Here is a 25,981-nt window from a genome sequence, read left to right as displayed (position 1 = left end):
GTGGGTTGTCATGCCGCGCAGACGATGTGGTGGATGCGTGTCATGGCGGCCTGGTGGTCGATGCCGGTACTGACCTCGGCGTGGATGCCGTCGGGGTCGCGGACGGTGCGGGCGTCGGGCAGGATCCGGATGCGTTCGGGGGTGAACGACACGTACGGTTCGCCGAGCGCCGCGAGCAGGGTGACGGGGTCGTGGAAGCGGGTCCGGGCGGGTTTGCCGCGTTTCTGCTGCCAGAACCACCATGTCGTGAAGTTCTCGCCGACCAGCCGCGCCCACGGCTCCGAGGAGGTGGCCAGCCAGTGCGGCATCGGCGAATGCGGCCAGGCCGCGAGGCGGTCGGTGTTGGTGTGGTCCGACAGCACCAGCCGCGGCCGGTGCGCCAGCCGCAACGCCACCCCCGCGGCCGGCTGGTCGATGTGCAGGTTGTGCGACGCACGCGTGGGGTCCCGGTAGTTGTCGAGCCACCCGCCCATCTGCGTCACCCGGATCGCGTGCGCCAGGTGCGGTGCCGCGGTGAGCAAGTATGCGAGTTCACTCATTGCGCCTTGCCCGACCCAGATCACCGGCTCGTGTTCGGCCGCGATCATCTTGGCGAGATCGCCGAGTTGCCGGAACGCAGCCCCTGGGGAGGTGGGTAGTTCGTGGTCGAGCAGAAAACGGCGGTGGCCGCCTAAGTCGACGCCCTCGAAGACCTCGACGTCCGGACGCCCCAGCAGGGCCAGCAGGCTCCGCAGGATCCGGGCGCGCCGCCGGTGGGTTTCGTCGCTGGAGACCACGGCCAGCCGCTCGCACAGCCGGGCCGCGATCACCAGGGACACGAAATCGTCGACGTCGTACCCGGCGTCGGTACTGAACACCACGAGCGGCGGCCGAGCCCGGCCGCGCCGGTCGAACAGGAGACTGGTCACGACCCTCCTCCCCCGGCAACGCTGGCATCGACCGCGACATATGTCGCCGTGACGACGGACGGCATGGAGACTCCGTTTCTGCGGACCAGTGGCGGTCGCGTGGTGAGTTCGGGAAGATCGCGCAGGGCCGCAGCGGTGGCCTGCCAGGCGTCGACCCGGCGGACGCAGGCGTAATCCGCCAGCTGGTGCATCGCGTAAGTCACCGCGCCACAGCGGCATCGGAGGGTCGCGGCCAGTTCCGGGACGGTGCGCGCACCACCGGCGGCATCGGCCGCGGCCAGAACTCTGCGTTGCAGGGCGGTGAGGTGGGCGTGCGTGGTGAGGTCGGCGAGTAGTCGGCGGCCGCTGCGGGTCAGCGTCCACGCGATCACCTCACCGGCGTAGCCGCGGTCGGCCAGCCGCACCACGGTCGCCCGCACGACGCTCGGCCGGTCGCCGACCTCGACGGCCAGGTCCTCGACACTCCGCGGCCCCGCCGCCGAATGGATCGCCCGCATCACCGCCAGCTCCGAATCCGGCAGCACATTCACCCGACGGCCCCGTCCGCGCCGGTGGTGTGCTCGATTGGTGCCACGGGACCGCCAGCGCCTGCGGACCAGAAGGAAGCCGCACCGCATCCGGTGCAGTGATGCAGCTCCAGGTGCCCCAGCCACGGCGGTGCCGCGTGCGTCAGGTCGAAAGCGCAACGCCCGTACGGGCGTTCACACGCTTCGCACCGCAGACGCGTCGCGGTCTGCTCCCCGGCGAGCACCGCCAGCCGCGGCCGTCCGCGGTCGGCACCCAGCATCGTGAAGATCGGCAGCAGCTGGCCGGCCAGGTGGGTGACCGGTCGAATCCACCCCTGCTGGCCCCGGACATGGAGTTCGCTGTGCTTTGTGCAGCAGTGGATTTCGACCGTCAGCCACCACGGCACCCGGTCGCGGACCCGGTACACCGTCACCGTCCGACGATCGTCGCCCGCCGGGGCCAGGCAGCGTGGGCACGGTCGATACGTTTCGACCGCCACACCTTCGACGATATCCGGGGCGTCGGGCCGCACCAGGAATGCGCGGTGGTCGGGTCCGGCGCCGGAGCGCGGCCGTACGGAAAGAGCGCGTGCCGGACTGAGCAGGGAACTGGTGATCACGTCCGCCACCGCCCGGGGAGGTCGCGGGCGCCGGCGGCGAGGTCGTCGAGATCGGCCATCAACTGCCGCAACCCCGGCCCGTGCCCGACCGCGGGTGCGGGCGTGGCGGTGAAGAACAGGTCCTCGACCCAGGCCATGAGCGCCGGGTAGTCGATGCCGGTCGAGACCCACGCCTGCACGCCGGTCCCGGTGCGCATGCGGCCGTCGCGATACAGGTGGAATTCACTGACCGCGCCGCGCACGAACGGCAGTCCCATCACCACGCTCGCGGCGGCGCCGTCGTGCAGCTTGCTCGACCGCCAATAGGTCGTGCAATAGGCGCGGTAGTGGGCGGCGATCAGCTGCGCCCACGGCTGCGGTGACGCCGCCAGCCGCCGGTACAGTGGGTGGTCCTGGTCGATCGCGATATCGGGGACGAACGTGTGGTCGGCCAGCACCAACGCCACATGCCGCGCCCGCGTCAGGACCGTGTGCGCCGCCGCCGGGTTCATCCGGACGTTGTGCTCGGCACGAGGGTCGAGGTAGCCGTCGAGACCGCCGGCCATCGCGACGATCCGCATCCGGTCCGCCAGCCCGAGCGGTGCCGGCTGCTGGGCATCGGTGATCAACAACTGCGCGATATCGGTCAGCGGGCCCAGGCTCGCCACCCGCAGCGGACCCGGCGCGAATTCGCACAGCTGCGCGAACGCGTCGTACATATCCGCGCACCACACCGGAGTATCCGCGGGCGCCAAACCGTCGGCGCACCAATACGGGCTGTCACCCAGAATCGCGCCGGGCACCACCCGCACATCGGTGCGGCCCACCAGATCCAGCAGACGGCGAGCCAGTTGCGCGCGTGGGTGCCCGGGACGCTCGTCGACGGTTCCCACGAATTTCAGGAGCGGGTCGGTCGCCAGCAGCCGCAGCGCCGCGGTGTCGTCGACATCGTCGCCGATATCGGTGAACACCGCCAGCGGCGTATTCGGTGACAGCCAGGCGGGAGCAGACGTCATGGACACGGGGATCCCTCCGAGGTCGTCTGGTCCCGGTCTGGCCGGGTGATCGACTCGGCGCGGGTGTCGTCGGCCGTGCCGCCGGTCAGGGTGACCGGGATCCGCCGGTGGCCGTTGAGCACACAGCTCGGTACCTGCACCAGCTCGGCCGGGTCGACGGCCAGCCGCAGGTCCGGGTAGGTCGCGAACAAGGCGGGCAACGCGACCCGGGCCTCCAGACGCGCTAGCGGCGCGCCGAGGCAGTGGTGTGTCCCGTACCCGAACGCCAAGTGGCTCTTGGGTTCCCGGCCCGGATCGAACACTTCCGCGGTGTCGCCGTACACTTGGGGGTCGTGGTTGGCGGCGGCGAAGCTGAGCACGATCGCCGAACCCGCCGGAATCACTAGCCCGTCGCCGAGGTCGAGATCGGCGAGCGCGAACCGCAGCGGCATATTCGCCAGCGGCGGCTCGAACCGCAGCATCTCCTCGACCAGATGCGCCCACAGCACCTCCCCGGCGAGCACGTCGGCACGCAGCTGCGCGTCGGTGAGCAGCCGCACCGCGGCGTGATCGAGAAGGTTGACCGTGGTTTCGTGGCCGGCGCTGACGACCAGCATCAGTGTGTCGATCAGCTCGGCCTGCGACAGCTGGGGCGCGGTGCCGTCGGCTGCGGTGAGCAGTACCGTGGTCAGGTCCTCGCCCGGGTCCGCGCGTTTACGGTCGATGATCTCGGCGGTGACCGCCATCATCGCCGCGAAATGATCCTCCAGCTGCAGTGGTGTAGCGGTGGTGTCGAGGACACCGTCGGCGTGCACGCACAACGGGCCCGCCAAATCCGCGGGCACGCCCATCAATTCGCTGATGACCCGGATCGGCAGCGGTCGCGCGAAACCCGCCCGCAGGTCCACGATCCCGTCCTCGCTGGTGGCGGGCAGGGCGTCGAGGACCTCGTCGGTGATCTGCATGATCCGCGACTTCAGCGCCTTGGTGCGGCGTTCGGTGAACGCCGGTGCGAGGGCTTTGCGGAGGCGGGCGTGGTCGTGGCGGGAGGTGGTCAGCATGTTGCGGACCCGCACCCACGGGAACATCACCCAACCCGTTGGGATCTCGCCGCGCTGCAATGCGGGCCAGTCCCGCGGATCCTTCGACACCTTCGGATCGGTGAGCAGTCGCCGCACCATCCCGTGGTCGGTGACCAGCCATGCGGGCACTCCATCCGGTAGGTCAACTTCCAAAGCCGGGCCGAGTTCGCGTAGGCGGGCGAGTTCGCCGTGGATGTCGGCGCCGGTCGGGTCCAGGATCAGTCGGTCGGTTGCCATGGCGGGGTCTTCCTGTCGGGGCGGGTGCGCGGGGCCAGCAGCGAGGTCATGGCCAGTTCCATGTCTTGGTGCACGGGGTCGAACGCGGCGGGCAGCGCGGCCAGAGCGCGGTGGAATATCCCCGTCCGATACCGCAACTCCTCCGGGGCGACTCCGAGTCGGAGGTCGGGGAAGGCGTCGAGGAGCTGGTCGATGATGTGGATCGCGATCACCAGCACCATCGAGGTCGCCGGGCAGCGGTGCACTCCGGCGCCGTAGGCCAGATGCGACCGGTTCCCGGCCCGGTCCCCGCCCGCGATCTCGGGGTCGTTGTTGCAGGCGGCGTAGCTGATCACGACCGGCTGATGCGCGGGCAACCACACCCCGTCGACCAGGATCGGCTGGCGGGGGTAGGTGATCCCGAAGTTCGGCAGCGGCGGATCGGTGAACAACACCTCGTCCAACGCGTCCCGCGTCGTCAGGCTCCCGCCGAGCACGTCACCGGCGAACCGCTCGTCGGACATCAACAGCCGCAACGCATTACACACCAGGTTCACCGTGGGCTCGCAGCCGGCCGCGAACGGCAACGCGACCTGCATCACCACCTCTTCGACGGTCAGGTCCGCCGAGTGCGCCATCAGCCGCGACATCAGATCGCTGCCGCCGGGATGCGCTTGTTTGAGCTGCACCGCCTCGAACAACGCCGCCCCGAACTCCCGTTCCCCGGCGGCGGCGTCGACGCCGTCCATGATCTTCGCCATGCCGTCGTAGGTGCGGGACGCGAGATCCGCCGGCAGGCCCATCAGATCCGACAGCACCCCGAACACCGCCGGGAACACGTACTCCGCCCGCAGATCGACACAGCCCTGCGCCCGGAACCGGTTGATCAACGGTTCCACCGCGCCGTCGACCGCGGCCAGCAGCCGGTTCTCGTCGACGTCACCGAGCACCGAATACGCGCGCCGCAACCGGGCATGCTCCTCCCCGGCAGTGCGCAACGCGTTACGCCGATACATGAGCATCGGCTTCACCGGGCACTCGTCCGGGACACTCTGCTGCCAGATCCGCGGATCGGCCGGGAAATGCTCCGGGTCGTTGAGGATCCGCAACGCCGTCCGGTACCCGACCACCAGCGTCGCCGGGACACCCGGATCCAGCTCCACCGGCACCAGCGACCCGTACCGCGCCCGCATCCGCCGATACGCCGCGTGCGGGTCGGCAGCGAACTCCGGCACATACATCGCCACCCGCGCCTCGTCGTCACCGACCGGCGACCCGTGCACCACCGGACACCCGGTCGTCCGCGGCGCGTTCACGACAACACCCGCACGTCGATGGCTTCCACGCGTCCGTTGATTCTGCTGACGGTGTACTCCACGTACTGGTTGGCTTCCAGCACCCGATACCCCGACCCGGCGATCCGCGTGTAGTGCACGAAAATATCTGGTCCGCGACCGGTTTCAGGACGAATGAACCCGAATCCCTTGTGCGGGTTGAACCATTGCACGATGCCGTCCGGCATACGTAACCCCTTCTGAATGTTCATGATTGGACAGGCGACCGGTGAGCGGCACGGTCACGAGGGCGGGGGCGGCGCGGGTAACTGCACGCGTCCGTCCGCGACCTCGGCGATCAGGTCCTGATAGCCCTCGGCGACGCCGGCCGCGACCGCGCACGCGTCCTGATACGCCGCGTCCGGGGCGTCGGCGAGCGCGACGTACGCACGCACCGTCAGCTGCGCCAGCTGATCGAGCGCCTGGCCGACCGACTCGGGATGGACACGGGCACTCTCACGCGGCGGCGGTGCTGCGATCGTCACCCACCGGTCGATCTCGCCGACCAAACGCACTCGCCGACCACCCATTCCGCCCCACGCTGCGGGCTCGTCCCCGTGCGCCTGATACAGCAGCGCTAGCTCCGCCGCCGCCTCCAGCACCGGATGCGTACGAGTACCGGGCAGTCCCCGCCAGGCCGCAAGCAACAGGTCCTTGGGCGGAAACAACCGGTCCGCCACTCGATCACCAGCCATGCGCGCCCGGCCCTCCATACCTGCGGGGCGGCATGCCGGACACGATGTCCGCCCACTCGTCCGCCAGCGCTGCCGCCGCAGTCCACGCGGCATGCTCCCGGTCACCGACCGATTCACACACCCGCAACGCCCGCAACGCACGCGCTGTCGCAGCCGCCATACGATCGACATGCGCGCCAACAGATTTCGCCGACGAGGAACGCCGCAGATACCGGGCCGCCCACCCGTCGATCGCCCCGATCAACTCCATCCGGCGGATCGCGACCACAGGATGCTGCGGACACGACTTCCGGTACAGAGCACCCAGCTCGCACGCCCACACCGTGATCGGATGCCGACTGGCAGCCGTGGCACCGACGAACGCCGCCAGCAACTCATGCCAATCCGGCAACCCGACACCCCGGTCGACCGCGGACACGTTCATCGCAGCCCACGCTCCTGCACGGTCGCGGGTACCTGGCGCAGTCCTCGCGGACACGCGGACGGCAGTGACCACCGCTCGGTGTGCTGTGGAAGATTCCGGCCATCGCGACCGTCGGCGTGTTCGATGTCGATGTACATGGTGTGCCTCCCCTGCTGGCGGTCGGGCGCACCGCGCGACCGGAGTAGGCCACGGCCGGACGATTTACGATGAAGTCGTTCGACCGCGAGATCCGGAGTGATGGGGATCAGGCCCCGGTGCCGGGTGCCGTTTCACCCTGGCCTTGCGCAATGGCCCGCCAATGGCCCACAACCGGCTCACATCAGCCCGTTTGTGGCCCATTTCGAATCCGGCCCTGCCGGCACGAGGTGAAATGGGCATATGTTGATCGTGGGTGGAGGTGGGCGACATGGATAAGGAACCGCGGACCCGCTTGGAACAGCTCGTCATCCAACGTCGGCTTGGTGTAGCCGACTTTCTCCGTGAGTTCGCACGTCATGCCAAGGACATCGGCGAAGACGTCGAGACATCCCGATCCGCAGCGAAGCGGTGGTTCGAGGGCGCTGGCGGGATTCCTCGCATGCCATCGCGGCGTGTCCTCGAATCGTGGTTCGGAGAACCTGTCGCGGACCTGTTCGGGCCACCCCTGTCACAGTCTCGACACGTCACTGAACAGGAGTTCGCGGTGAATGCAGCACACGATTCGGTCAGCCATGCAATCGAAGCGGCCACAGCGCTGGACCCATCAGCGCTCGAACACCTTCAAGCGGCGGCCGGACACGCGGCACGTGCTTACTACACCACGGCACCGTTGGACATGCTCACCGACCTGGTCGCTTTGCGAGACACCATCTACGTTCAGCTCGACCGCACCCACAAACCCCTCCAGCAGGCTGAGCTGTACCTCCTCGCCGGCCAGGTGTGCGGGCTGCTGTCGTCGGTGTCGTGGGATCTGGGCTTGTTCGGTCCGGCCGAGGAGCAGGCACGCGCCGCCTATACCTACGGCAACGTGATCGATCACCCCTCACTACAAGCCTGGGCTCGTGCCCTACAGGTCACTGTCGCGTTCTGGTCCGGATTCCCGCGTCGCGCCGCCAAGATCGCCGCTGGCGCCCTGGAAACGGCACCGATGGGCACTGCGCGCGTGCGACTGCACAGCGTCAACGCCCGAGCTCTTGCCCTGATCGGTGCCCGCGGCGAGGTCCGTGACGAATTGAACGCCGCAACCTTTGAACTCGATCGTGCAGGCGATGATCCATTCCTCGACGAGATCGGCGGCGAGCTGGCATTCGACCGTGCCCGGCGCGGGCTGTGCGCAGGCGCGGCCTACGTCGCGCTCGGCGATGGTGACCAAGCTGAACAGGAAGCCGCCGCCGCAGTCGAGCTGTTCGCGGACATACCGGCAGAGCAGCGATGGGGAGCAGGCGCACTCGGAGCCCACGTCGACCTCGGCTCGGCACGAACACTCCGAGGCGACTTAGCCGGGGCGGCAGCAGCCCTCCAACCGGTATTCGAACTGCCCCCGACTCGCCGGACGGAGGCGATCGCGCAACGCCTCCACCAGCTCGTTCGAGTACTGGGCACCGCGCGGTACCGAGGAGCGGCCGAAGCTGTGGAACTCGGTGGAGCCATCGAGAATTTCACCGCGATCTCGCTGTCGCGGACGGCCGCAATCCGGTCCCTACCGGCTGCGCAGTGACCCGCTAGTCTCCGCCGCAGTGATCGAGCTGCGTGGAATCCCACAGGCCGAGCAGTGCCTGCTCGCGCTGCGGTGAGATACCTAGTTCGCTGGCGCGCTCGTGTGCGATCGCATGCCCGCCACCCGCAAGCCAGCCCCAGGTGTCCGACACAGTGTCACGAATCGAACGCGTAGTGAATCCGGCATCGCGGGCACGCTGGGAGTCGACTGCCCACGCGCCGCGGTAGATGCGCCACAGCGGCAGTTCGGTCCATTGCTGGACGCCCTGGTCCATGAGCCACTTCTCATCGGTGATCCACGTTGTTGTCGCCTCCCTGCCCGTCACCTCGCGGCAGGCATCGAGCATCTGACCGAACGTCTCGCGGCCCGACGCGGTGAGGTTGAAAACCCCGGTCAACGCCGGGGTGAGCGCGAAAGCGGCGACGTCACGGACGTCGACCGGCTGGATGGAACGGTCAGGCCGGCCCGGGGCAAGGACTCGTCCGCCCCGCCGCATTCTCCGCAGCCACCACTCCAACCGGCCGACATATTCACGTGGACCGAGGATGACTCCCGGCCGGAGGATGCTGGTCCGTTCCGGTCCGAAGGTCTCGACGATCGCGCGTTCGCAACCGGCCTTTCCGAACCCGTAGGTCGACGGGCCAGGATCACCGTCGTATCCGTAATCCGGGCCCGCGTCCGTTGGGCAGTCCAATACTTCCGACGATTCGTCCAACGGCTCGACCGGCCAGCCCGCATACACCGACACCGTCGACACCAGCACATATCGAGTAGCGACCGGCGCCAGCGCGCGGGCGAGCTGCAATGTCTCCCGCGGAACAAAACTGGATGTGTCGACCACCAGGTCCCAGACCCCGGCCGCGGCCAGCCGCTTCAGATCGTCGGGCTCGGTTCGATCACCACGGATCGTTGTCACGCCGTCCACGTCCGCCCCGCTTCGGCCGCGCCGGAATGTCGTCACCTCCCAGCCCCGTGCAACCGCCTGCTCGGCGATCTCGCGGCCGAGGAACCAGGACCCGCCCAAAATGAGAACTCGCGTCACCTTGTCCATTGTGGCCGATCACTCGGAGAGCGAACGATCACCCAGCCGGGTAAGCAACGCAGCAAGCAGCGCCGCGCGTTCGGGCATCGCGTCCACAACGACATGTTCGTTGCGCGCATGTGGATGGCCACCGACCGCGCCGAGCCCGTCCAAGGTAGGCACACCGATCGCGGCAGTCAGATTGCCATCCGATCCTCCGCCCGACCGTACCGCCGCCGGCGGTACAAGCCCGAGATCCTGTGCTGCGGCGACTGTTTCGGCGTACAGCGACCGCGCGACGGTTTCTTCGAACGGGGGCCTGTCGATCCCACCAGTCACCACTACCTCGGCACCCGGCAGGCGCGGTGCGAGTGCGAATATCGCCCGATCCACGCGCTCCAGATCCGTCGTCGTCCACGACCGCGCATCCACCGCACACTGAGCACGCTCGGGAACGGTATTCACCGTCGTGCCAGCAGACAGAACCGTTGGCGTGACGGATGTGCCACCGTTGCCCAGGCCTGAGATAGCGAGAATCTGATGCGCCAGCTCGACGCCGGCATTGACGCCAAGCTCCGGCTCCAGCCCTGCGTGAGCAGCTTTGCCCCTGACCCCCACTCGGTAATTCGCGATCCCCTTGCGGCCCGTCTTCACCGCGCCACCGTCGGCGCTCGGCTCGCACACGAGCACCGCTCCAGACCGGCGGGCCTGCTCCTCGATCAGCCCGCGGGATGTTGCCGATCCGACCTCCTCATCACTGGTCAGCAGCACACTCACATGCGACGCATCAGCGAGGAGTTCGATCGCCGCAATCGCCTGAACGATCCCGGCCTTCATGTCGAACGCGCCCGGACCAGACGCAACGCCCTCCGAGATCGAGAATGGCCACTCCACGGTGGTACCGACTGGCCAAACAGTATCGAAATGCCCCAGTAGCAACACCTTCGGGCTTTCGGCCTCCGCGAGCAGGTGCACGTTTGCCCCAACCGCTTCCAATCGCACGGACCGACGAAGAGCGCTCGACAACCACGGCTGAAGCAACGCGGCGCAGGCCTCGAGACCACGGGGGTCGTTCGACGGCGATTCGCAGCTCACGAGTAGACGGAGCCAATCAAGCATTGCCGGGAGCTTGTTCTCAGCGTGTTCCAGTACAGCACGATCGATACCCATCCCCCGATCTTCGTACCTACCCATCGACGACGCCTGGCTGGGGGTCAACGTCGTTCGGTTGCCACATTCTGGGCTGCGACGATCACGCAGGTCGAAGTTACTCTCAACGCTCCCGCACGTCGTTCGAAGCATGTTCACGGCTCAAGAAATCACCAAACAGCAAGCACTCTTGAGTTCAAGATAGAAGAATTTGGACGGAGACGAGCGCCTTTAGAGCTGATGGTGCCACGTCATTCCCAGCGGCTGGGCGGCATTCGCGACGACCGAAGGCATCCTTCGAAAGCGACACTCGGCACCGCTCGCGGCTCGGGAGGAACTGAGCACTCGCAGTCCGCGGTCGACCTTTACTGAAATCATCAAGGTACGTGCTGTCGCCCGTTCTCCCAATATGAGAGCGCGCCACAGCAAGCGGAGCTGCTCCGTGAGATGCCGGTGTCGCACATCAGTCAAGCGAAAGGATCAGAACCTCATCTCGCGCCTCGTCACGGCGCCGCTCCGCCAGAATGCTTGCGATAATTGCTCGATGACACAGGGTCGCTACATCCAGAGCACCTCGATTTCCCGCTTTCGCTGCCAGGTAGAGCATCAGTATCCGAATTCGCCCAGCGACAGCGGCATTCGTATCGATACCACAGCGACTAGCCGTCTCATGCAAGCCATCCAGGATATCCAAGATACTGCTGCCGTCCTCCAAAAAAGCTCTAGCAGAATCAACAACCCCATACATACTGGGAATTAGATCTGCAATTTTTACATGCAATCTTAGCGTTATCTCTCTCCGCTCCACGTCATAATCAGACTGCCCCTCGGGGGCATTCGACTCCTCGAAAGGTATCCCGCTCCGCCGCCAAACTTCAGGATCCTCTGAAATCGCGATAGCGAGAGCAAGGTCTGGAACTAAATCTTTGGCTATACGACCCAGTTCTCGAAGATTCACAGCGGGTAGCCTCAAGCCGCCATATGGAACACTAGACACTTCGGGGATATGCGCCCCCAAAGCCCTATCCAACGCCAGATCTACGATACTTGAGTAGTAGTGATCGAAGCTATTATTCGGTACGGACTTAACCACAGAATCGAGCGATTCAATTTCTCGTCCGATTTTCCCAGCCACAAAAGCATTTGCAGTCCCAAAGCTACTATTATAATCATCCACCGCTACCAGGTAAGGGTATTCTATCGTGTTTCCATTCGCGCTCCACCGAGCTGGAAGAAGTTCGCCGGCTGATTCTATCCAAACATTGGAATATCCTTGCTTCACCAGGGTGACGTCACGATGGGAGGGCAGACGGCACGTGGCACCGGATCCGCTCGCCATGAGAGAATTCGACCACGCAACGAATGCGACAGCAGCTTCACCAGATATACCCATCACGATGGAGGACCGATCCACCCGATCGATAAAATCTGATGTAAACTCACTCACGAGATTGACATCCTGACAGAACAGTTCATATATATTCCATGTTATTGGAGAACTGCAACGATTTCCATTGTCCAATATCGGCGCGTGTCTAAAGTGCCTCAAAAGCAATGCTCGCGCGACCACTCGACGAATATCAGGAGGCGAAGTCGCCGCAGATTCGATAATTCCGTCAACCTCTCGACGAAGATTTCCGGAGACATGATCACCTTGATCGCAGATAGATAACGCGAGGTCAATGGCGAAAGCACTGTCGCGACGTTCTAGACAAGCTACAACTATTTGATCAGCGGTTACATTGCCAGCATCTCCGAGCGCCGCGTAGAAAAGGCAGGTCTCGCGCCACCATCCGGTCGAGTCCATGACTCGCTTTCTAAGCCTGGCATGCATGCCATTTTCGTAAACATGACGCGCGGCCAAATACTCTTGAAACGTGCGGTGAGTGAACGAGACACTATCTCGACCGATCCTGGAACCCACGGGTGCCGACAACAGCCCGTCATGATTTGCTCTCATCAACAAATCTTCAGGGGAACAATCAGCAGATAGCGGAGAATTGCTCTTCGCAAGGAGACTCAATGCGTCTTTTCGAGTTATTTCGGTCACCTGCATTTCCATCATCGTAAATGCCACGAACTGCAGCACTTCCATCTGCCCTTCAAGTACCGATAAACCCTTGGCTAGCGGGCGGCCGGAGAGCATGTGGACGCAAATATCGTGGTATAGATGCGCCCGGCTTTGAGGGAGCTGGAACGACGTTTCCACATGTCCGCGACCCCGGGTTGCATGCCTAAATACAATAACTATAAAGGTCAACAGCAGCGGGTTTGCAGCTAGCGAACGGAGAGTTTCATTGCCATTCAATTGGTTTATCAAATAATTAGGAGTCGCCTCTGACTCCACCAGACGCACTGCGTCATACCATTGAAGGACGAATTTTTCTATTTGCGCACTTGAGAAATGACACAGCCTAATAACGAGCGTTGGCTCCAGAATATTCTTATCATATTCCCCAGGCCGGCATGTTACCATGAAGTCGTTATGCCGATAGCGGCGGCGCTGAACCGTAATCCAGCGAAAAATCTTCTGCCTCTCCTCAACATCGACTATTTCATCAACACCGTCTAGTAGTATCCGGCACCGTCCACGGCGAAGCTTGATTTTTAGCCATTCCACATCAAGTTCAGTGACCTCGGAACTCACGATAGAGATATCACGATTGGGGTCATCGAATACACGCGGCGAACACTCTCGCAGAGTGATTAATATCGGGATATCTTGCCGCACCCGCGCGAGGACTGTTTTGTTGGACCATTCGCGCGCCATGTGGCGTAGCAGTGTTGTCTTACCCACACCTGGAACCCCGAGCACAACGAGCAACCGGCCGGGATTTCGGCGACCACGGTCGGCAATAAAATAATCGATCGACTTTCGTCCCACCGCAGTCGGGTCACTTAGTAGATGCGCACCGACAGAACCCGGGTCAGCTGCGACCAACGTCGCCTCAACAAACGCGCGATGAGCCGAGGGGGCTTCCGGTTCTCGGGTTTCGAATCCGCGTTGGTCAAGTTCATCCAAAAGGACGCGCAAGTTCTGCCTATAGCGGCGTCCCGCACCGAACAGCAATTCGCGGACTGCGACCTCAGTTGCCTCCCCGATGCGCGCAAGCCAGACACGAAAAGGGCGCACCACGTAACTGAAGAACCATAAGGCGGAAAAGAGAACAACAATAACGAAGGCGGCAAGTAGAGGATGGTCCGACCCGAAGCTCTTCAATAACGCCAGGAGCATGCCTGACAAACCAAAGCCTCTGAAGATCCACACGCCAATTCTGGACCAATGCGACCTATCTTGTTCTTCCGACTGGACCATTAGACGATGTTCCTCCTCTGTGAAAGGATATCTACCCTGCCGACGTTGGGATGGCAAACCTCGCAGGACTGTGGGTATTCCGTATCAGCCTCCCTTACAGCAACGGCGCCAGTTCCTCGGAGACCGAAACGAATGGACCTTACAGCCCCCTCCCTGCCGAAGCACGATCTGATCCTCTCCTATGGCCACCACTCGCAAATGTTGTCACTCACAGCTGCCACAGGTTTGTGGATGCGAGAGAGCGACCTGGACACTCAAGTATCTGACGGCCGCAACGCCGTAGCGGAACAACCGCATCGTTGCGGAGGGCTTGGACCGTCAGTCCGGCACGCCGGTAGATGTCGGCGTACCCGGGCGGCACCTGGCTGGAGAGGAGGCCGGCGCCGCAGTCGTGTGGGTGGTGACGGCTCGGATGACCACGGTGCTGCAGATGCCATTGCGTCGGTAGTTGGGTTCGATTGCGAAGCACAGATTTCGGTGATCACGGTGCTGTCGCTGGCGGCGAGTTCGGTTTGCCGATCGACTGGGACCGACGGTCCGGCGGTGAGTCCGCCGATCACTTCACCGTGGGATGCCGCCACCAGCGCCAACGCTGGCGACACCAGCATGTCCTTGGTACAGGCTGCTGTACGAGCATCGTCAAGGGCGACTGGGTGGCGTGGGTCAGCGCCGAGGACAGCAGTCCGGTCAGGTGCCAATCGCATCCGCATCGTACGCGCGGGTCGAGCCCGCGCCCACGAGGCTGACCCGTTGTAATGCGCGGAATTCGTTGCGGCGCTCCGGGTGTCAGATTTGGAATGGTCTTTTCGTCGGATCGCGAGACTGCCATACCTTCCTTCTGTCGACGGGCGCTACATCGCATACGCATCGGCTGCGGGCATGTTCTATGGGCATCGTGGTCAACTGGATGCGCCGTGGTGTAGAGCGCGGAAGTCGGGGCCGAATCCGATGCCTTCGGCCGGGCCCGGGGCGGTCGCGAACCAGTGGGTGGGACCTAGATAGTGAGCAGGCCGGGTTGGAGTGCGCCGGTCGGGGGGGTGCAACGGTGAAGGGGCCTTGCGCGGCGTCGAGAATGCGTCGCGTATGCGGGTCGATGCCAGACGAACAGGGCGCTCAGGACGGTCTTGTCATCGGCGACCCGGGCGGCTTCGACTTTCCAGCGGTCGGACGGTAGCCGTGAAGCTCGTGTCTTCGCGATCTGCTCACAAACTGCGATTCATAGGTCCTGAAGGTTCACAGATACGAGAATGCGGTCCGGGTCGGGGTATCGGATGGCGGGGATTCCGTAGCGGAACAGGCGTAGTCGCGTGGCGGGGGTGTGGACGGTGAGTCCGGCGCGGTGGAACAGGTCGGTGTGGCCGGGGGTGATCTGGCTGTAGAGCAGGTCGGCGCCGGCGGTGTGGGCGGTGGTGATGGCGCGACTGAGCAGGGCGCTGCCCACACCGTTGCGCTGGTAGGCGGGTTCGACGGCGAGGGTGTGGATTTCGGTGAGCGCGGTGAGTGCGTGGCGGAGGGTGTCGGGGGCGGTGAGTTCGAGGTGGTGGATGACCCGCTCGGGCGGTCCGGCGGTGAGTCCGCCGATCACTTCGCCGTGGGAGACCGCGACCAGGGCCAAGGATCGCGCCATCAGCATGCCTTCGATGCCCGCAGTGTGGTGGGCGCGGTCCAGGGCGGCGTGGGCGGCCGGGGTGAGGGCGGAGGACAGCAGCCCTGTTTTGTCTGCCAGCCACATGCGGACGGCACGGACCGGGTCGGGATCTGCGGCCATGACGCTCAGGCGCAACAGGGCACGGAATTCGTTGCGGCCGTTCGGGTGGCGGATGTCGAACGCGAGTTGGTCGCCGCGGCGCGGAATAGTCACGAGGTCCTCCAGTCGGAGCGTCACGTCGAGCGCCGCGCGGTGGCGCCGAGCGGAGTGACGCTGAACGGGTCAGGGATTGGGGTGTAAGGCGCGGAAGTCGGGGCCGAATCCGAGGTCTTCGGCCGGGACCGGGGTGGTGAACCAGTGGGGTGGGACGTCGGTGGTGGGCAGGCCGGGTTGGGGTGTGTGCCGGTCGGGGGTGCAGCGGTGCAGGGGGCCTTGGGCGGCGTCGAGGATGCGCCGCAGGTGCGGGTCGATGTGGGAGACGAACAACGTGCTCATGGCGGTTTTGTCGTCGGCGAGCCGGGCGGCTTCGAAGACCGCGTGCAGGGCGGCGAACCGCACGGCGACGCCGTGGTGGGCCCACCATTGCCGGCACCACGTGTACTGGCCCTCGCGGTGGTTGCCCGCGACCCGGACCGCGGTCACCGGCAGCAGCCACTGCTCCACCCAGTCGGCGTAGTGCGCGAACCGCGGCGGCGGCCGTTTCTTCCCGTCACCTCCCTCGCTGTCGGCATTCGCGGGCGGGGGTTTCCGAGGTGGTCCGAACCATCCCGGCGGCACCGGGTCGGCCGACAGGGATGGCAGGGCAACGTGTCTGGTGCGGGTGCAGCGGTGCAGCGGGCCGTTGGCGGCGTCGAGGATGAGTTGCATGTGGGCGTCGACGTGGGCGGTGAGGTAGCTCGAGACGGTGCTGCCGCTGCGGGAGCGGCGGGCGGCTTCGAACGCGGTGTGCAGGTGCGCGATCCGCACCGACACCGGCCGGTGGCGCCACCATTGGGTGCACCAGGTGTAGGTCTGTTCCCGGTTGGCTTCGGCGAGCCGGACGGTGACGAACGGCAGCAGCCATTTCTCGGCGAAGACCACGAAGTCCGGGTACGCGGGCGGGATCGGGGCCTGTTTCCCCGCTCCCCCACCGCCGGTCGCCGCGGTCACAGTTCCACCCCCGCAGCGCCGTCCCCGCGCGGTGGGGGTGGCGGGGGTGCTGGTTCGAATCCGGGGTCGTCGAAGCGGGTGAGGGATTCGGCGACAACGGCTTTCAGGGCGGGGTTGTCCCACCAGAAGACCTTCCGCACCAGCACCGGTTCGTGGCCGGGCAGCCGGATCAGGGCGCGGTTCTTCGGCAAGCGCGTGAGTTTCGCGATGTTGAAGATGGGCTCGGCGCGCCAGGACGTGCTGCGGCTGGTGCCGCCGGCGCCGTGGGAGCGGGAGTGATCGGCGACGTCGTGGTCGTCGATCGCACGCACCCATTCCTCCAGATACGAGGGGGTGGCGATGCTGCCGCCGTAGATCTCGATGCTCTGGGCGCGCATCGTCTTCACCTGGCCCGGCCCCCACAGCTCCTCGGCCGGTTCGAGGACCTGCACGATCGCGATGAGCACGATCCCGCAGCCACCGCAGTAGGTGTACCAATCCGGCAGCTCCGCCACCCGCGCACAGTTCGCGGCCTCGTCCAGGACCGCGGTCATCGGCACCGCCAACCGGCCGTCCACCCGTCGTCGCGCGGTCGCCAGTCCGGTGTCGACGATCTGCCCGATGAGTGCGGCGGTGAGCGCGGTAGCCGAGTCCGGGCCTTTCATCGACAGCGCGTAGACGGTGTCGGTGCTGGTGACGAATTCGTCGGGCCGGAACTGCGGCAGATGGTGGTTGATCTTCTGCTCGTACTCGACGTCGATGACGATGTCCCCGGGGCCTCGTTCGTAGACCGAGAAGCGTCGGCGGATCGGCGGGACCACCATCCGCGCGTAGCCCTCGTCGGACAGGGTGTTCAAAAACCGTCTGGCCATGTCGTAGAGGCCGTCGCGCTGCCTGCTGTAGAGGCTTTGCGCATCCAGGATTCGTTGCGCCGCATACTCGTGCCCCTTCGCCTTGAGGATCAGGGCCGGGGTCTGATCCTGGTCCGCCGACAGCCACTCCCCCACGTGCAGCAGATCGCCCTGCGCGCATGCGGCGGCGAACGTGTGCAACGCCAGCAACTCCTGTGCGCCGCCGTCGAAGTAGTCGTCCTTCTTCGCCACCGCCTGCTGCGCGGCCGAGCCGGTGGCGCCGGCGACGAAGTACGACGCCAGTTTCCGCGCGGCGGGAAGCCGCGATACCAGCGCGAGCAGGTCGACGCAGAACGTGCACCGCGGTTCTCCGTCCACTCCCTGCAAGTCGCACAGCCACACCCGGCCCTTCTTCTCCCGGCCGGCGACGGTGTGCCGGTACAGGTCCGGCTTGTTCGACGTGCACACCACCGGGCCCCACGCGCCGAGGGTCGCGGGGATCGCCCACGCCATGGTCTTGCCGGTCCGCTGCCCGGCCGCGATGAACATCCCCAGCTCGACCGGCAGATACAGGTCGATGCCACCGGCGACGGTCCTGCCGAGCAACGGGCCCGGCAGTTTCCGGATCTCCGCGGGAGCGTCTTTCAGCAACCGCTTGGCCGCGGCCGCGTTGTCCTCCCGCCGCCCCAGCGTGATGGCCCGGGGCGACACCATCGTGCGGGCGGCGGCGTCGATCGCATCCGTGCGCGGGAACCGTCGCCACGCACGATGCCCCACAACGGTTGCGACACTGGCGAATACGGCCAGAATCACGGTGGCTTGCCACGGCCACCGCTGCCGTCCGGTCATGACCTGCAGCAGCGCGGCCACCGGGTGGCCGGCGACGGGTATTGCGGCCCACCAGCAGCCCACCTCGAGCGCTGCCCATGCCAGCAGTCCGACTCCGATGGCGGCGAGACCGCAGATCAGCAGCCAGGTTTCCTCTCCGAGGCCGCCGGTGCTGCGGCGGCGGGTTTCACGACGAGCCATCACGGCCCACTCACCTCCCAGGGTGTGCATGAATCTGTGGATGAATGTGGATAGCGTTGTGCCGCAATGTTTTTCACAACTGCGGCTGGGGCGAGGACTCCGGTTCGATCACCGGGACCCCAGCTGGGTGCGCGGACTCGTGCGGTGCCGGTGGCGGAGTCCAGCCGCCGGACTCGGCGGTGGGGAGCGCGGCGTCGACGGCGTCGCCGATGTCGGCGCCGTGCGCGCGGATGCCCGGACCGGGTGCCGGGCGGGCCGTCGCCAGGTGTTCGGGAGGCGGGCTGTCGCGGCCCGCGCCGCGGGTGTAGTGGTCGAGTTGACGTTGGAGGTCGGCGATCTGGGTGCGCAGGGCGTCAGCTTCGGCGCGCGCGTGGTCGCGGTGTTCGGTGAGCTGCGCGATCCGGCCGAGCCGCGGGCTGGCCGGTTCGACGCTCCAGTGGATGCCGTCGCGGCCGAGTTGGTAGGCGTGGTCCACGTCGTCGGTGGACACGCCGGCGTGCACGGCGTCGAGGCGGGTGGCGCTGATCGCGGCTTGCAGCTTCTCCAACCGCCGGATCAGTTTCTGGTCGGCGGCGCGGTCGCCGGTGAATCCGTCGGCGACGGTGGTGTGTTCGGCGGTGAGGTCCTGCAGCAGCCGCAGCACGGTGGTTTGTCGGGTGGTCCAGATCGCGTCGTCGCCGGCGCCGTAGTTGAACGCGATCGGGGCGTCGCGGACCGCGCGGGGCAGCAGCTGCGCGCGGGCTTGGAGTGCGGCTTCGGTCTCCTCGACGGCCAGGGCGTCTTCGGTGGCCGCGAGCACCGCATCGACCCGGTCCAGCATGTCCTCGCCGCTGTCGCGCACCATATCCCGGGGAGCGCCGAGGGCCTTCTGCACTGCGGTCCGGTGGTCGGGCCCCGGGCTGTGCGATACGGCGCGTTCGGGAGCAGGCGCGGTGACCCTCGTGTGGTAGTGGGGGGCGTCCTGTTCGGATCCGGCGATCGGGCCGCTGTGGGCGTGCCCGGTGATTTCGCGCGCCTGCTGCAGGGTGCGCCAGGTGACGTCGTCGACGGTCGGTTCGCCCCGCTCCCGAGCGCGGGCGACGGCGCTGTAGCGGGCCTGCGCGATCATCGGGCGGCTTTCGTAGGCCGCCCTCGCGGTTTGCGAGCCCTGCCACATCTTGCGCAGTCGCTCGTCGCGGTGACGGCCCCAGGCCACCGCCAGGGCACCGGCTTGGTTCAGGAACTCGCTGCGCTGTCGCGGAGACTCGGCGAATACTGCGGCATCCATCAGCAAGCAGTGGTGCGCGAAGTCGGCCCGCAACTGTCGTTCCGTGGCGTCGGCAGCGTCGCGGTAGTACTCCGGGTCGGTCAGGCCGTACCGCTGTTCCGGCCAGCTCACCGCTCCACCTCCCGGTCCACCGCCACCGGCGAGGCCGCCGCCGCAGGCGCACCCTCCGCATCGGCGCCGCCCGGCCAGCTACCGGCCGGGCCGGAGGGATCGGGCCAGGCGGTGTCGACGGCCGCGGTGATCCCCGCACCGGCGGGGTCCAGGCCGAGCCCGGCCGCGGGGGTGGTGACGTGGTGGGCGAGTTGGCCGCGCAGCCGGTGGATGGTGGTGGTCGCGGCGACCTCACGCTGGTGGCTCGTGTAGAGGACGCTGTCGAGCGCGGCGATCTGTTCGCGGGCCTCATGGAGCTGGTGGGTGAGTTGTTCGATGCGGCCCAGCAGTCGATGCGCGGGGTGTTCGGTCCACGGCAGCCCGGCGGCGCCGACCTCTTCGGCCAGCGCGATATCGGCGGCCGCGATACCGGCGGCGGTGGCGTCGCGGCAGGCGTCGTCGAGTGCGGTGGTGAGGATGCCGCGGCGGGTGTCGGCGGCGTCGTCCAGCACGATGCCGTCCACCGCGCCCGCTCGCAGCGCGGCCAGGTTCTGGATCTCGCGCAGATGCTGCGCGTGGCCGGTGTCGGTGGCGGCGTCGCGGTAGGTGTGGGTGATCGGCCCGTCGCGCAACGCGGCGGGAACTGTCATGTCGCGGTACAGCAGCCGCAACAACCGCTCGGCGGCCTCGCTACCGCGTGAGAGCGGTAACCCGTCGCGCGACGGTATCGGAGTATCGGTGGCAGGAGCCTGGTCAGGAATAGTGTTGTCGGACATCGCAATTGGCCTCGGTCGAAGCGGTGCCGCGGTGAATCGTGATGCGGCGGTTGAGATGTCCCTCGCGGTGAAATGGGTCGATCTGGCAAAGATGTGATGTGGCTGCGGAGGCCGGCGCCAGCAGAACCGCAGCGCGTGGGCGGGTCGGCGTGGGCTATGGATCGGGTCCCGACGGTGACGGTCCGGTCTCCGGTGCGACGGCCGGCTGGGGGCTGTCGGTCCAGGTGCGGTCGACGTCTGCGGGGACGGTGACCTCGACGGCGTCCGTCCCCGGGTGGGCGGGTGCGGTGCGGTGCGCCTGGCGTTCGGCGTCGACCTGTGCGACCACGGTGTAGGGGGTGGGGAATCCGGTTCTGGTGCCGGGGTGGTGGCCGGGGTCGGTCGCGGGGTCGGGTTCGAGGGTGTCGGTCAGCCGGACGGCGTCGGTGCCGAACCAGTCGGCGGCGAAGGTTTCCCAGCGCCGTTCGAGGCTGTAGCGGTCCATCGCCGCGGCGGTGTCGCGCAGGCGCGTGCGGGCGGCGGTCGCGGTGGCCCACAGCTGGTCGCGTTCGTTGCCGGTCGCGGCGATGGCGTCGGCGTAGGTGGCGGCCAGCATCCACCGCTGGTTCATGTTCCGGCGGAAGGTCCACTGCTGGTAGGCGTTGTCGGGTCCGAGCCCGTCGATGTCGGTGACGTACGCCATGGCCGGTCGGGCGCGGCGTTCGGCGTCGACGACGGCCATCTCGCCGATCACCGCGAGCTGGTCGTACAGGCGCTCGAGCATGACCCGGCGGGCGCCGGGCCCGGGGGCGGGGAAGCGGGCGTCGTCGCGCCAGTCCACGGCGGCGTCGCCTTCGGCGCGGGCGAAGTCGATCCAGGCGCCGGGCACGCCGAGGATGTCGGCGCGGCGGATGCAGTCCAGCCGCTGGTTGTGCAGGTACCGCAGGTCGCTGTCGCGGCGCAGCACCGCGGCGTCGCTGCCGACGCCAGGTGGTCCTTGCGCCGCACGGGTGTGGTCGGCGCTGAGGGTCTGGATCTGGCGCAGCAGCTGGCGTTGCCACCACGGAATCCGCGCGGCCAGCACGGTATCCGCAGCGCGGGAGGAGGAGTCGGCGGGCATCGGTGTCCTTCGGGTCGGGTGAGGCCGGGTCAGCGGCCGGTGTCGGGCCCACGGTCGCTGGCCAGGCCTGGCTGGTGGTCTCGCTGCGAGAGACCGGTGGTCGGCTCGGCGGTCCAGGCGCGGTCGGCGGTGTCGGGCAGGGCGGTGTCCACGGCGGTTTGGGTCGAGGCCGCCCGTTCGGGCGTGGCGGTGAGGGCGTGGCGAGTCCAGGCGAGCAGTTCGTCGGGGGTGGGTGGCAGGGTGTGCAGCTGCCCGGCGGGGGCGCCGGTGGCGGGGTCGGTGGGGATGTAGGGCGGGATGTCGGGCTCGGTCAGCGGGTCCGCGTAGCCGCGCCAGGTGTGTTCGAGGGTCAGGTCGTCGACGGTGTCCACCGTCGCCGCGGCGTACCGGCGCCACGCCTGCACGCCGGGGTCGCCCCACAGCAGGCGGCCTTCGGCGTCGGTCAGTTCCGCGGCCGCGGCGAGCGCGGTCACCCGCGTGTGCAGGTGACGCATGTTGCGGGCGAAGGAGTCTCGGGCGTTACTGTCGGTGCCCAGGCCGTAGAGGCCGTCGGGCATCCGCAGCGTGCGAGCGGTGTCGATCAGGGCCATGCGTTCCAGGTGCCACCAGTCCAGCGACAGCATGTCGCCGTAGAACTCCTTGACCTCGTCGCGGACCGAGGGGGGATCGGCATTCGCGGCGGCGGCCACGGTCGCAGTCGCAGTACCTCCCCGCGTACCGGTGTCGCGGGCGCGGGTGACCAGGTCGGCGGGGATTCCCGCCGACTGGGCGTCTTGTTCGGCGACCTCCCGATGGGCGGCCAGGGCGTCGAGATGGCTGCGCCAGGCGTCCTCCGGGCTGCCGTCGCCGTTGTCGTAGCCCTCGGGCCCGGCACGGCTGATGCGGGCGTGCTCGGAGGCGAAGTACTGGATCTGCCACAGCAGCCGCTGATGCCACTGCGAGACAGCCTCGTCCGGCTCCAGATTCGAGCCGACCGGTTGCTCCGATCCGGTCATGACAGTTCTCTCCAACTCGAAAGACGGTGGCGGGGTGGTGAAGTAGCCGCGGGCCTACGGGTCGCGGCCGGGATCGGTGTCGCGGCCCGGTGCGGGGTCCGGTGCCGCGGCGGGGTCGGGCTGCCAGTCGCGGGCCGCCGGTGGCAGCGCGACGTCGACGGCGGTGCTGATCGAGGCGTCGTGGTGGTGGCCGGTGGCCAGGAGGGTGTCGAGTGCGTGGCGGGCTTGGCTGATCAGGTAGGTCGGTGGGGGCGGCAGGTGTTCGTGGGACGGCTCGGCCGGGCGGGGGTACTTGCTGTTGGTCTTGGCCCATCGGGTCATTGCCTTGCTAACCCCGGCGGCGATGGCGGGGTCGGCGTGGGCGCGCCACAGGGAGTCGATGTCGCCGCGGCCGTAGTGGTGCAGGTAAGGCGCGATCTCATGGCTCCAGTCGCGGTCGGTGCGTTCCCACAGCGCTACACGTTCGGAGTCGGTGAGCCCGACCGCGCGCGCGACCCGCAGCGACCGGGCGGTCAGGGCGGCCATGTTGCGGCCGAATTGTTCGGCCGCGACCGGTTCGGGTTCGGTGGTGATCCCGGCGGCGACGTGGAGGTGGTCGCGCACGACGCTGATCGCGGCCATGTCGGTGAGCTGGCGGGTGTCGTCGGCGACGCGGCGTTCCGAGCGTCGCCGCCGGTCGGGCGGGGGTGTGGGCAGCAGCTGCTGGTCGTCCCACGGGTGGCCGAGTTGTCCGTGTTCGCGGACGTGGTCGACCCAGGCCGCGGGGACTCCGGCGCTGCGTGCGGTGACCTCGGCGAGGATGCGGCGGCGGTCGACGGCGTTGGCGTCGTGCAGGATCCGGGCCATCTCCGTCAGGTCCGACGACGCCTCGTACATGGCGTCGCGCAATCGGGCCCCCTCGGCGGCCAGCTGCTGCACCTCCCGCAGCAGGGCCGCCTGCTCCGGGCGGATCGAGCCCGCGCGCCACGCCCGCCGGCCGCGTGCGGCGCTCACGGTTCGGCCCAGCGCTGCGACGCCGGTCCGGGCTGCTCGGCCAGAGACGCCGGTGTGGCGGTGCCGGGCTCCCAGCTGCGGTCGAGTCCGGCGGGCAGGGCGGCGTCGATCGCGGTCACCGATGCGCTGCGACCGGGCGGCCCGGAGGTGGGGCTCTGGGCTGGGTCGGCTTGGGTGATCAACAGATTCGGGTCGGGCATGAACCGCCAGCGGATGGTGGTGTCCAGGCCGCGTCCCAGGACCGTCAGCTCCGCCTGGGCGTCGGCCTGGATGGTCGCGTCGGCGTAGTGGTGCCATCGGTTCTCGACGGTGGCGGTCGCGGCGGGGTCGCGGTATCGGGCCGCGAGCGCGTCGCGGTCGCTGCCGGGCAGCCGCCACAGCCGCTTCCACTCCAGCGCGTCGACGTCGAGCAGATCGCCCAGCGCGGTGGCCTGCCACCCGACGGCGGTCATGTTGCGCAGGTACCGGTCCCGCGCGTGCGGGTCGGGGCGCTGTCGGAGTCGTCGCCCGGTCGGCCAGTGATAGGTGCGCGCGGCGGCGACGGCCGCCATATCGTGCACGCGCGCGATATCGCCGTCCAGCACCGCGCGTGCACCTTCGCGCAGGGCGCCGCCCAGCCGGGCCGGGTCGCCCGACGGCCACGGCAGGCCCCGGTACCCGGTCAGCCACGCCAGCACCACCGTGCGATCGGCGACACCGGCGGCGCGGGCCAGGCGCTCGAGGCGGCGACGCTCGGCGACGACCGTAGGCTGCAGCAGCGGCCACGCCGCCCATTCCGGTCCCGAATACGGTGCGGCAGCGGTGGTTCCGCGGAACAGGCGGGCCGTGGCGGCCTGGGTGTGGATGCGGTGCAGCAACACCGTCTGCTGCGGGCTGGGGGCCGCGCGCACCGGCTCGGGACGGTCGACGGTCACGGTCCGACCTCCGATCCCGGCCCTCTCCCCGACGGCAGCGGCGACCCGGCAGCCGGACCGTGCATCCCGAGGGCCGCATCGGGGTCGGGCAGGACGGCCTCGATGCCGGTGGTGAACGTATTATCGGGCGGGGACATCGCGGGGTTGTCGGTGTCCGCCAGGGCGCGTTCTGCGGCGGCGATCATGTGCGGCGGGCTCGGGGGGATCGGGCCCCGCTCCCCCGTCGGGACCGGGTTGTCCATATCGCCTGCGGTGAGTGCGGTGTGCAGGGCGATGTCGGGGTCGGCGTGGGCGCGCCAGCGGGCGTCGAGTGCGGCGTCGTCGTAGGTGGCGACGGTGGCGGCGATGATGCGCCGCCAGCCGGCGGCGTCGGTGGCCCACAGCCGATCTCGTTCGGTCTCGGTCAGCCGCAGCGCGTCGGCGGCAGTTACGGCCCGCAGCCACAGCCACACCATGTTGCGGTCGGCATTCGTCGACACGGCGGGCTCCGGCTCGGTCAGCACGCCCGCGGTGTGGAGCCGGTCGCGGCGGGCGGCCACCAGGGCGGCGGTGTGCTGCAGTTGCCACACATCCGCGGCGATGGCGTCGATCACGGTGTCGCGGGCGGGATTCGCGCCGGCCGGGTGCGGGTGGTGGTCGGTGTAGCGGTGGCCGCGGTTGCCGTCCGCGACGACGGCGTCGATCCACGGCCGCGGCACCCCGGTCGCTGCGGCGCGGGCTTCGAGGTCGGTGCGCAGGTCGGCGAGACGGTGCAGGTCGGTGCGCCAGGTGCGCAGGGCGGTGGTCTCGCTGCCGGGGCGCGGTTCGTAGCCGCGGCGGTACAGGGCGGTCCGGGCGGCGGCGAGGTCCTGGATCTGTTGCAGCAGCCGGATCTTCCACGGCGGCTGGGTATCCCACGGTGCTGGTTCGGTCATGATGTCCCCCTTCGGGTCGAGCAGTAGTCACGGGTCGGTGGCGCACAGCGGCGCAGTCGGGCGCCCGGGGTCGGGTCAGGGTTCGGTGTCTCGGCCGGGGTCGGCGGCGGAGTGCGGGGAGGCCGGGGGCGGGTCGGTGCCACCGCCGGTGATCTCGGCGCCGAGCGTCCCGTCCAGCCCGGCCGCCTCGACCGCGGCCGCCGTCACCACGCCCCGTCCCCTGCTCGCCTCACGGTCGGGGCCCGGCAGGGCGGATGGTGTGGCGAGGGCGTCGCGTAGGTGATCCAGCAGTTCCGGCAGCGGCGGGAGCGTGTGGCCGGCGGGATCGGTGGGGAT

23 protein-coding genes and 1 pseudogene are annotated in these 25,981 nt (G+C 67.8%); 1 reads left to right on the top strand and 23 read right to left on the bottom strand.

Annotated elements, in window-relative coordinates:
* Positions 1–8: 8 nt before the first annotated feature.
* From ON41_RS39425 to ON41_RS31505, 9 genes are read right to left on the bottom strand one after another with little or no spacing between them, the layout of a single operon-like run.
* Positions 9–908, bottom strand: a complete 900-nt coding sequence (locus ON41_RS39425) for a nucleoside hydrolase (RefSeq protein ID WP_051162901.1) — start codon at positions 906–908, stop codon at positions 9–11.
* Positions 905–1,438, bottom strand: coding sequence for a hypothetical protein (locus tag ON41_RS41945; RefSeq protein WP_040751795.1), 534 nt, complete (start codon positions 1,436–1,438; stop codon positions 905–907). The genes ON41_RS39425 and ON41_RS41945 overlap by 4 nt, the downstream gene beginning before the upstream one ends.
* On the bottom strand, positions 1,435–2,034 hold the full coding sequence (locus ON41_RS31535) for a hypothetical protein (protein WP_157185684.1): 600 nt from the start codon (positions 2,032–2,034) through the stop codon (positions 1,435–1,437). Before ON41_RS31535 ends, ON41_RS41945 begins: the two co-directional genes overlap by 4 nt.
* Entirely contained in the window at positions 2,031–3,029 is a 999-nt protein-coding gene (locus tag ON41_RS31530) for a nucleoside hydrolase (protein ID WP_083905767.1), read from the bottom strand. The genes ON41_RS31535 and ON41_RS31530 overlap by 4 nt, the downstream gene beginning before the upstream one ends.
* Entirely contained in the window at positions 3,026–4,327 is a 1,302-nt protein-coding gene (locus tag ON41_RS31525; RefSeq protein WP_063709984.1) for a cytochrome P450 family protein, read from the bottom strand. The genes ON41_RS31530 and ON41_RS31525 overlap by 4 nt, the downstream gene beginning before the upstream one ends.
* On the bottom strand, positions 4,309–5,622 hold the full coding sequence (locus tag ON41_RS31520) for a cytochrome P450 family protein (RefSeq protein WP_063709983.1): 1,314 nt from the start codon (positions 5,620–5,622) through the stop codon (positions 4,309–4,311). The genes ON41_RS31525 and ON41_RS31520 overlap by 19 nt, the downstream gene beginning before the upstream one ends.
* Positions 5,619–5,852, bottom strand: coding sequence for a cold shock domain-containing protein (locus tag ON41_RS31515; protein ID WP_373281375.1), 234 nt, complete (start codon positions 5,850–5,852; stop codon positions 5,619–5,621). Before ON41_RS31515 ends, ON41_RS31520 begins: the two co-directional genes overlap by 4 nt.
* A 30-nt stretch (positions 5,853–5,882) precedes the next feature.
* Positions 5,883–6,335 carry a hypothetical protein gene (locus tag ON41_RS31510; protein WP_246461647.1) on the bottom strand — a complete coding sequence of 151 codons (453 nt, stop codon included), beginning with the start codon at positions 6,333–6,335 and terminating at the stop codon, positions 5,883–5,885.
* A complete protein-coding gene (locus tag ON41_RS31505) occupies positions 6,325–6,759 on the bottom strand; it encodes a hypothetical protein (protein ID WP_040751791.1) in 435 nt (144 codons plus the stop codon). Before ON41_RS31505 ends, ON41_RS31510 begins: the two co-directional genes overlap by 11 nt.
* A gap of 406 nt (positions 6,760–7,165) precedes the next feature.
* On the opposite strand from ON41_RS31505, the gene ON41_RS31500 reads away from it, so the two are divergent.
* Positions 7,166–8,455, top strand: a complete 1,290-nt coding sequence (locus ON41_RS31500) for an NsdA family TPR-like regulatory protein (RefSeq protein WP_157185683.1) — start codon at positions 7,166–7,168, stop codon at positions 8,453–8,455.
* A gap of 4 nt (positions 8,456–8,459) precedes the next feature.
* Here the strand turns inward: ON41_RS31500 and ON41_RS31495 are convergent, their stop codons facing one another.
* From ON41_RS31495 to ON41_RS31430, 14 genes and pseudogenes are all read right to left on the bottom strand, one after another.
* Positions 8,460–9,497 carry an NAD-dependent epimerase/dehydratase family protein gene (locus tag ON41_RS31495; RefSeq protein WP_218003584.1) on the bottom strand — a complete coding sequence of 346 codons (1,038 nt, stop codon included), beginning with the start codon at positions 9,495–9,497 and terminating at the stop codon, positions 8,460–8,462.
* Between the two features lie 18 nt (positions 9,498–9,515).
* Entirely contained in the window at positions 9,516–10,646 is a 1,131-nt protein-coding gene (locus ON41_RS31490; RefSeq protein WP_040751789.1) for a M20 family metallopeptidase, read from the bottom strand.
* 442 nt (positions 10,647–11,088) lie between these two features.
* Entirely contained in the window at positions 11,089–13,941 is a 2,853-nt protein-coding gene (locus ON41_RS40740; RefSeq protein WP_083905773.1) for an NACHT domain-containing protein, read from the bottom strand.
* Between the two features lie 1,216 nt (positions 13,942–15,157).
* The gene (locus ON41_RS31480) at positions 15,158–15,826 is read right to left on the bottom strand and encodes a GNAT family N-acetyltransferase (RefSeq protein ID WP_040751787.1); all 669 of its coding nucleotides are present in this window, start codon (positions 15,824–15,826) and stop codon (positions 15,158–15,160) included.
* 45 nt (positions 15,827–15,871) lie between these two features.
* Positions 15,872–16,738 (bottom strand): DUF4913 domain-containing protein, encoded by an 867-nt coding sequence (locus ON41_RS39420; RefSeq protein ID WP_051162896.1) that lies wholly within the window; start codon positions 16,736–16,738, stop codon positions 15,872–15,874.
* Entirely contained in the window at positions 16,735–18,597 is a 1,863-nt protein-coding gene (locus ON41_RS31470; protein WP_157185682.1) for a type IV secretory system conjugative DNA transfer family protein, read from the bottom strand. The genes ON41_RS39420 and ON41_RS31470 overlap by 4 nt, the downstream gene beginning before the upstream one ends.
* Positions 18,598–18,670: 73 nt before the next feature.
* Complete coding sequence (locus ON41_RS31465; RefSeq protein WP_040751786.1) at positions 18,671–19,975, bottom strand: hypothetical protein; 1,305 nt, start codon at positions 19,973–19,975, stop codon at positions 18,671–18,673.
* Positions 19,972–20,730: a hypothetical protein gene (locus tag ON41_RS31460; protein ID WP_157185681.1), complete on the bottom strand. Its 759-nt coding sequence runs from the start codon at positions 20,728–20,730 to the stop codon at positions 19,972–19,974. Before ON41_RS31460 ends, ON41_RS31465 begins: the two co-directional genes overlap by 4 nt.
* Before the next feature lie 154 nt (positions 20,731–20,884).
* Entirely contained in the window at positions 20,885–21,829 is a 945-nt protein-coding gene (locus ON41_RS31455) for a hypothetical protein (protein ID WP_040751784.1), read from the bottom strand.
* A gap of 29 nt (positions 21,830–21,858) precedes the next feature.
* Complete coding sequence (locus ON41_RS31450) at positions 21,859–22,824, bottom strand: hypothetical protein (protein WP_040751783.1); 966 nt, start codon at positions 22,822–22,824, stop codon at positions 21,859–21,861.
* 54 nt (positions 22,825–22,878) lie between these two features.
* A complete protein-coding gene (locus tag ON41_RS31445; protein ID WP_040751782.1) occupies positions 22,879–23,817 on the bottom strand; it encodes a hypothetical protein in 939 nt (312 codons plus the stop codon).
* Positions 23,814–24,731 (bottom strand): hypothetical protein, encoded by a 918-nt coding sequence (locus tag ON41_RS31440; RefSeq protein WP_040751781.1) that lies wholly within the window; start codon positions 24,729–24,731, stop codon positions 23,814–23,816. The genes ON41_RS31445 and ON41_RS31440 overlap by 4 nt, the downstream gene beginning before the upstream one ends.
* On the bottom strand, positions 24,728–25,645 hold the full coding sequence (locus ON41_RS31435) for a hypothetical protein (protein WP_040751780.1): 918 nt from the start codon (positions 25,643–25,645) through the stop codon (positions 24,728–24,730). Before ON41_RS31435 ends, ON41_RS31440 begins: the two co-directional genes overlap by 4 nt.
* Positions 25,646–25,720: 75 nt before the next feature.
* A pseudogene (locus ON41_RS31430) lies at positions 25,721–25,981 on the bottom strand (hypothetical protein); the annotation flags it as partial.

Source organism: Nocardia transvalensis NBRC 15921 (genome assembly GCF_000308875.1).
Classification (GTDB): domain Bacteria; phylum Actinomycetota; class Actinomycetes; order Mycobacteriales; family Mycobacteriaceae; genus Nocardia; species Nocardia transvalensis.
This window is presented reverse-complemented; position numbering and strand designations above follow the sequence as displayed.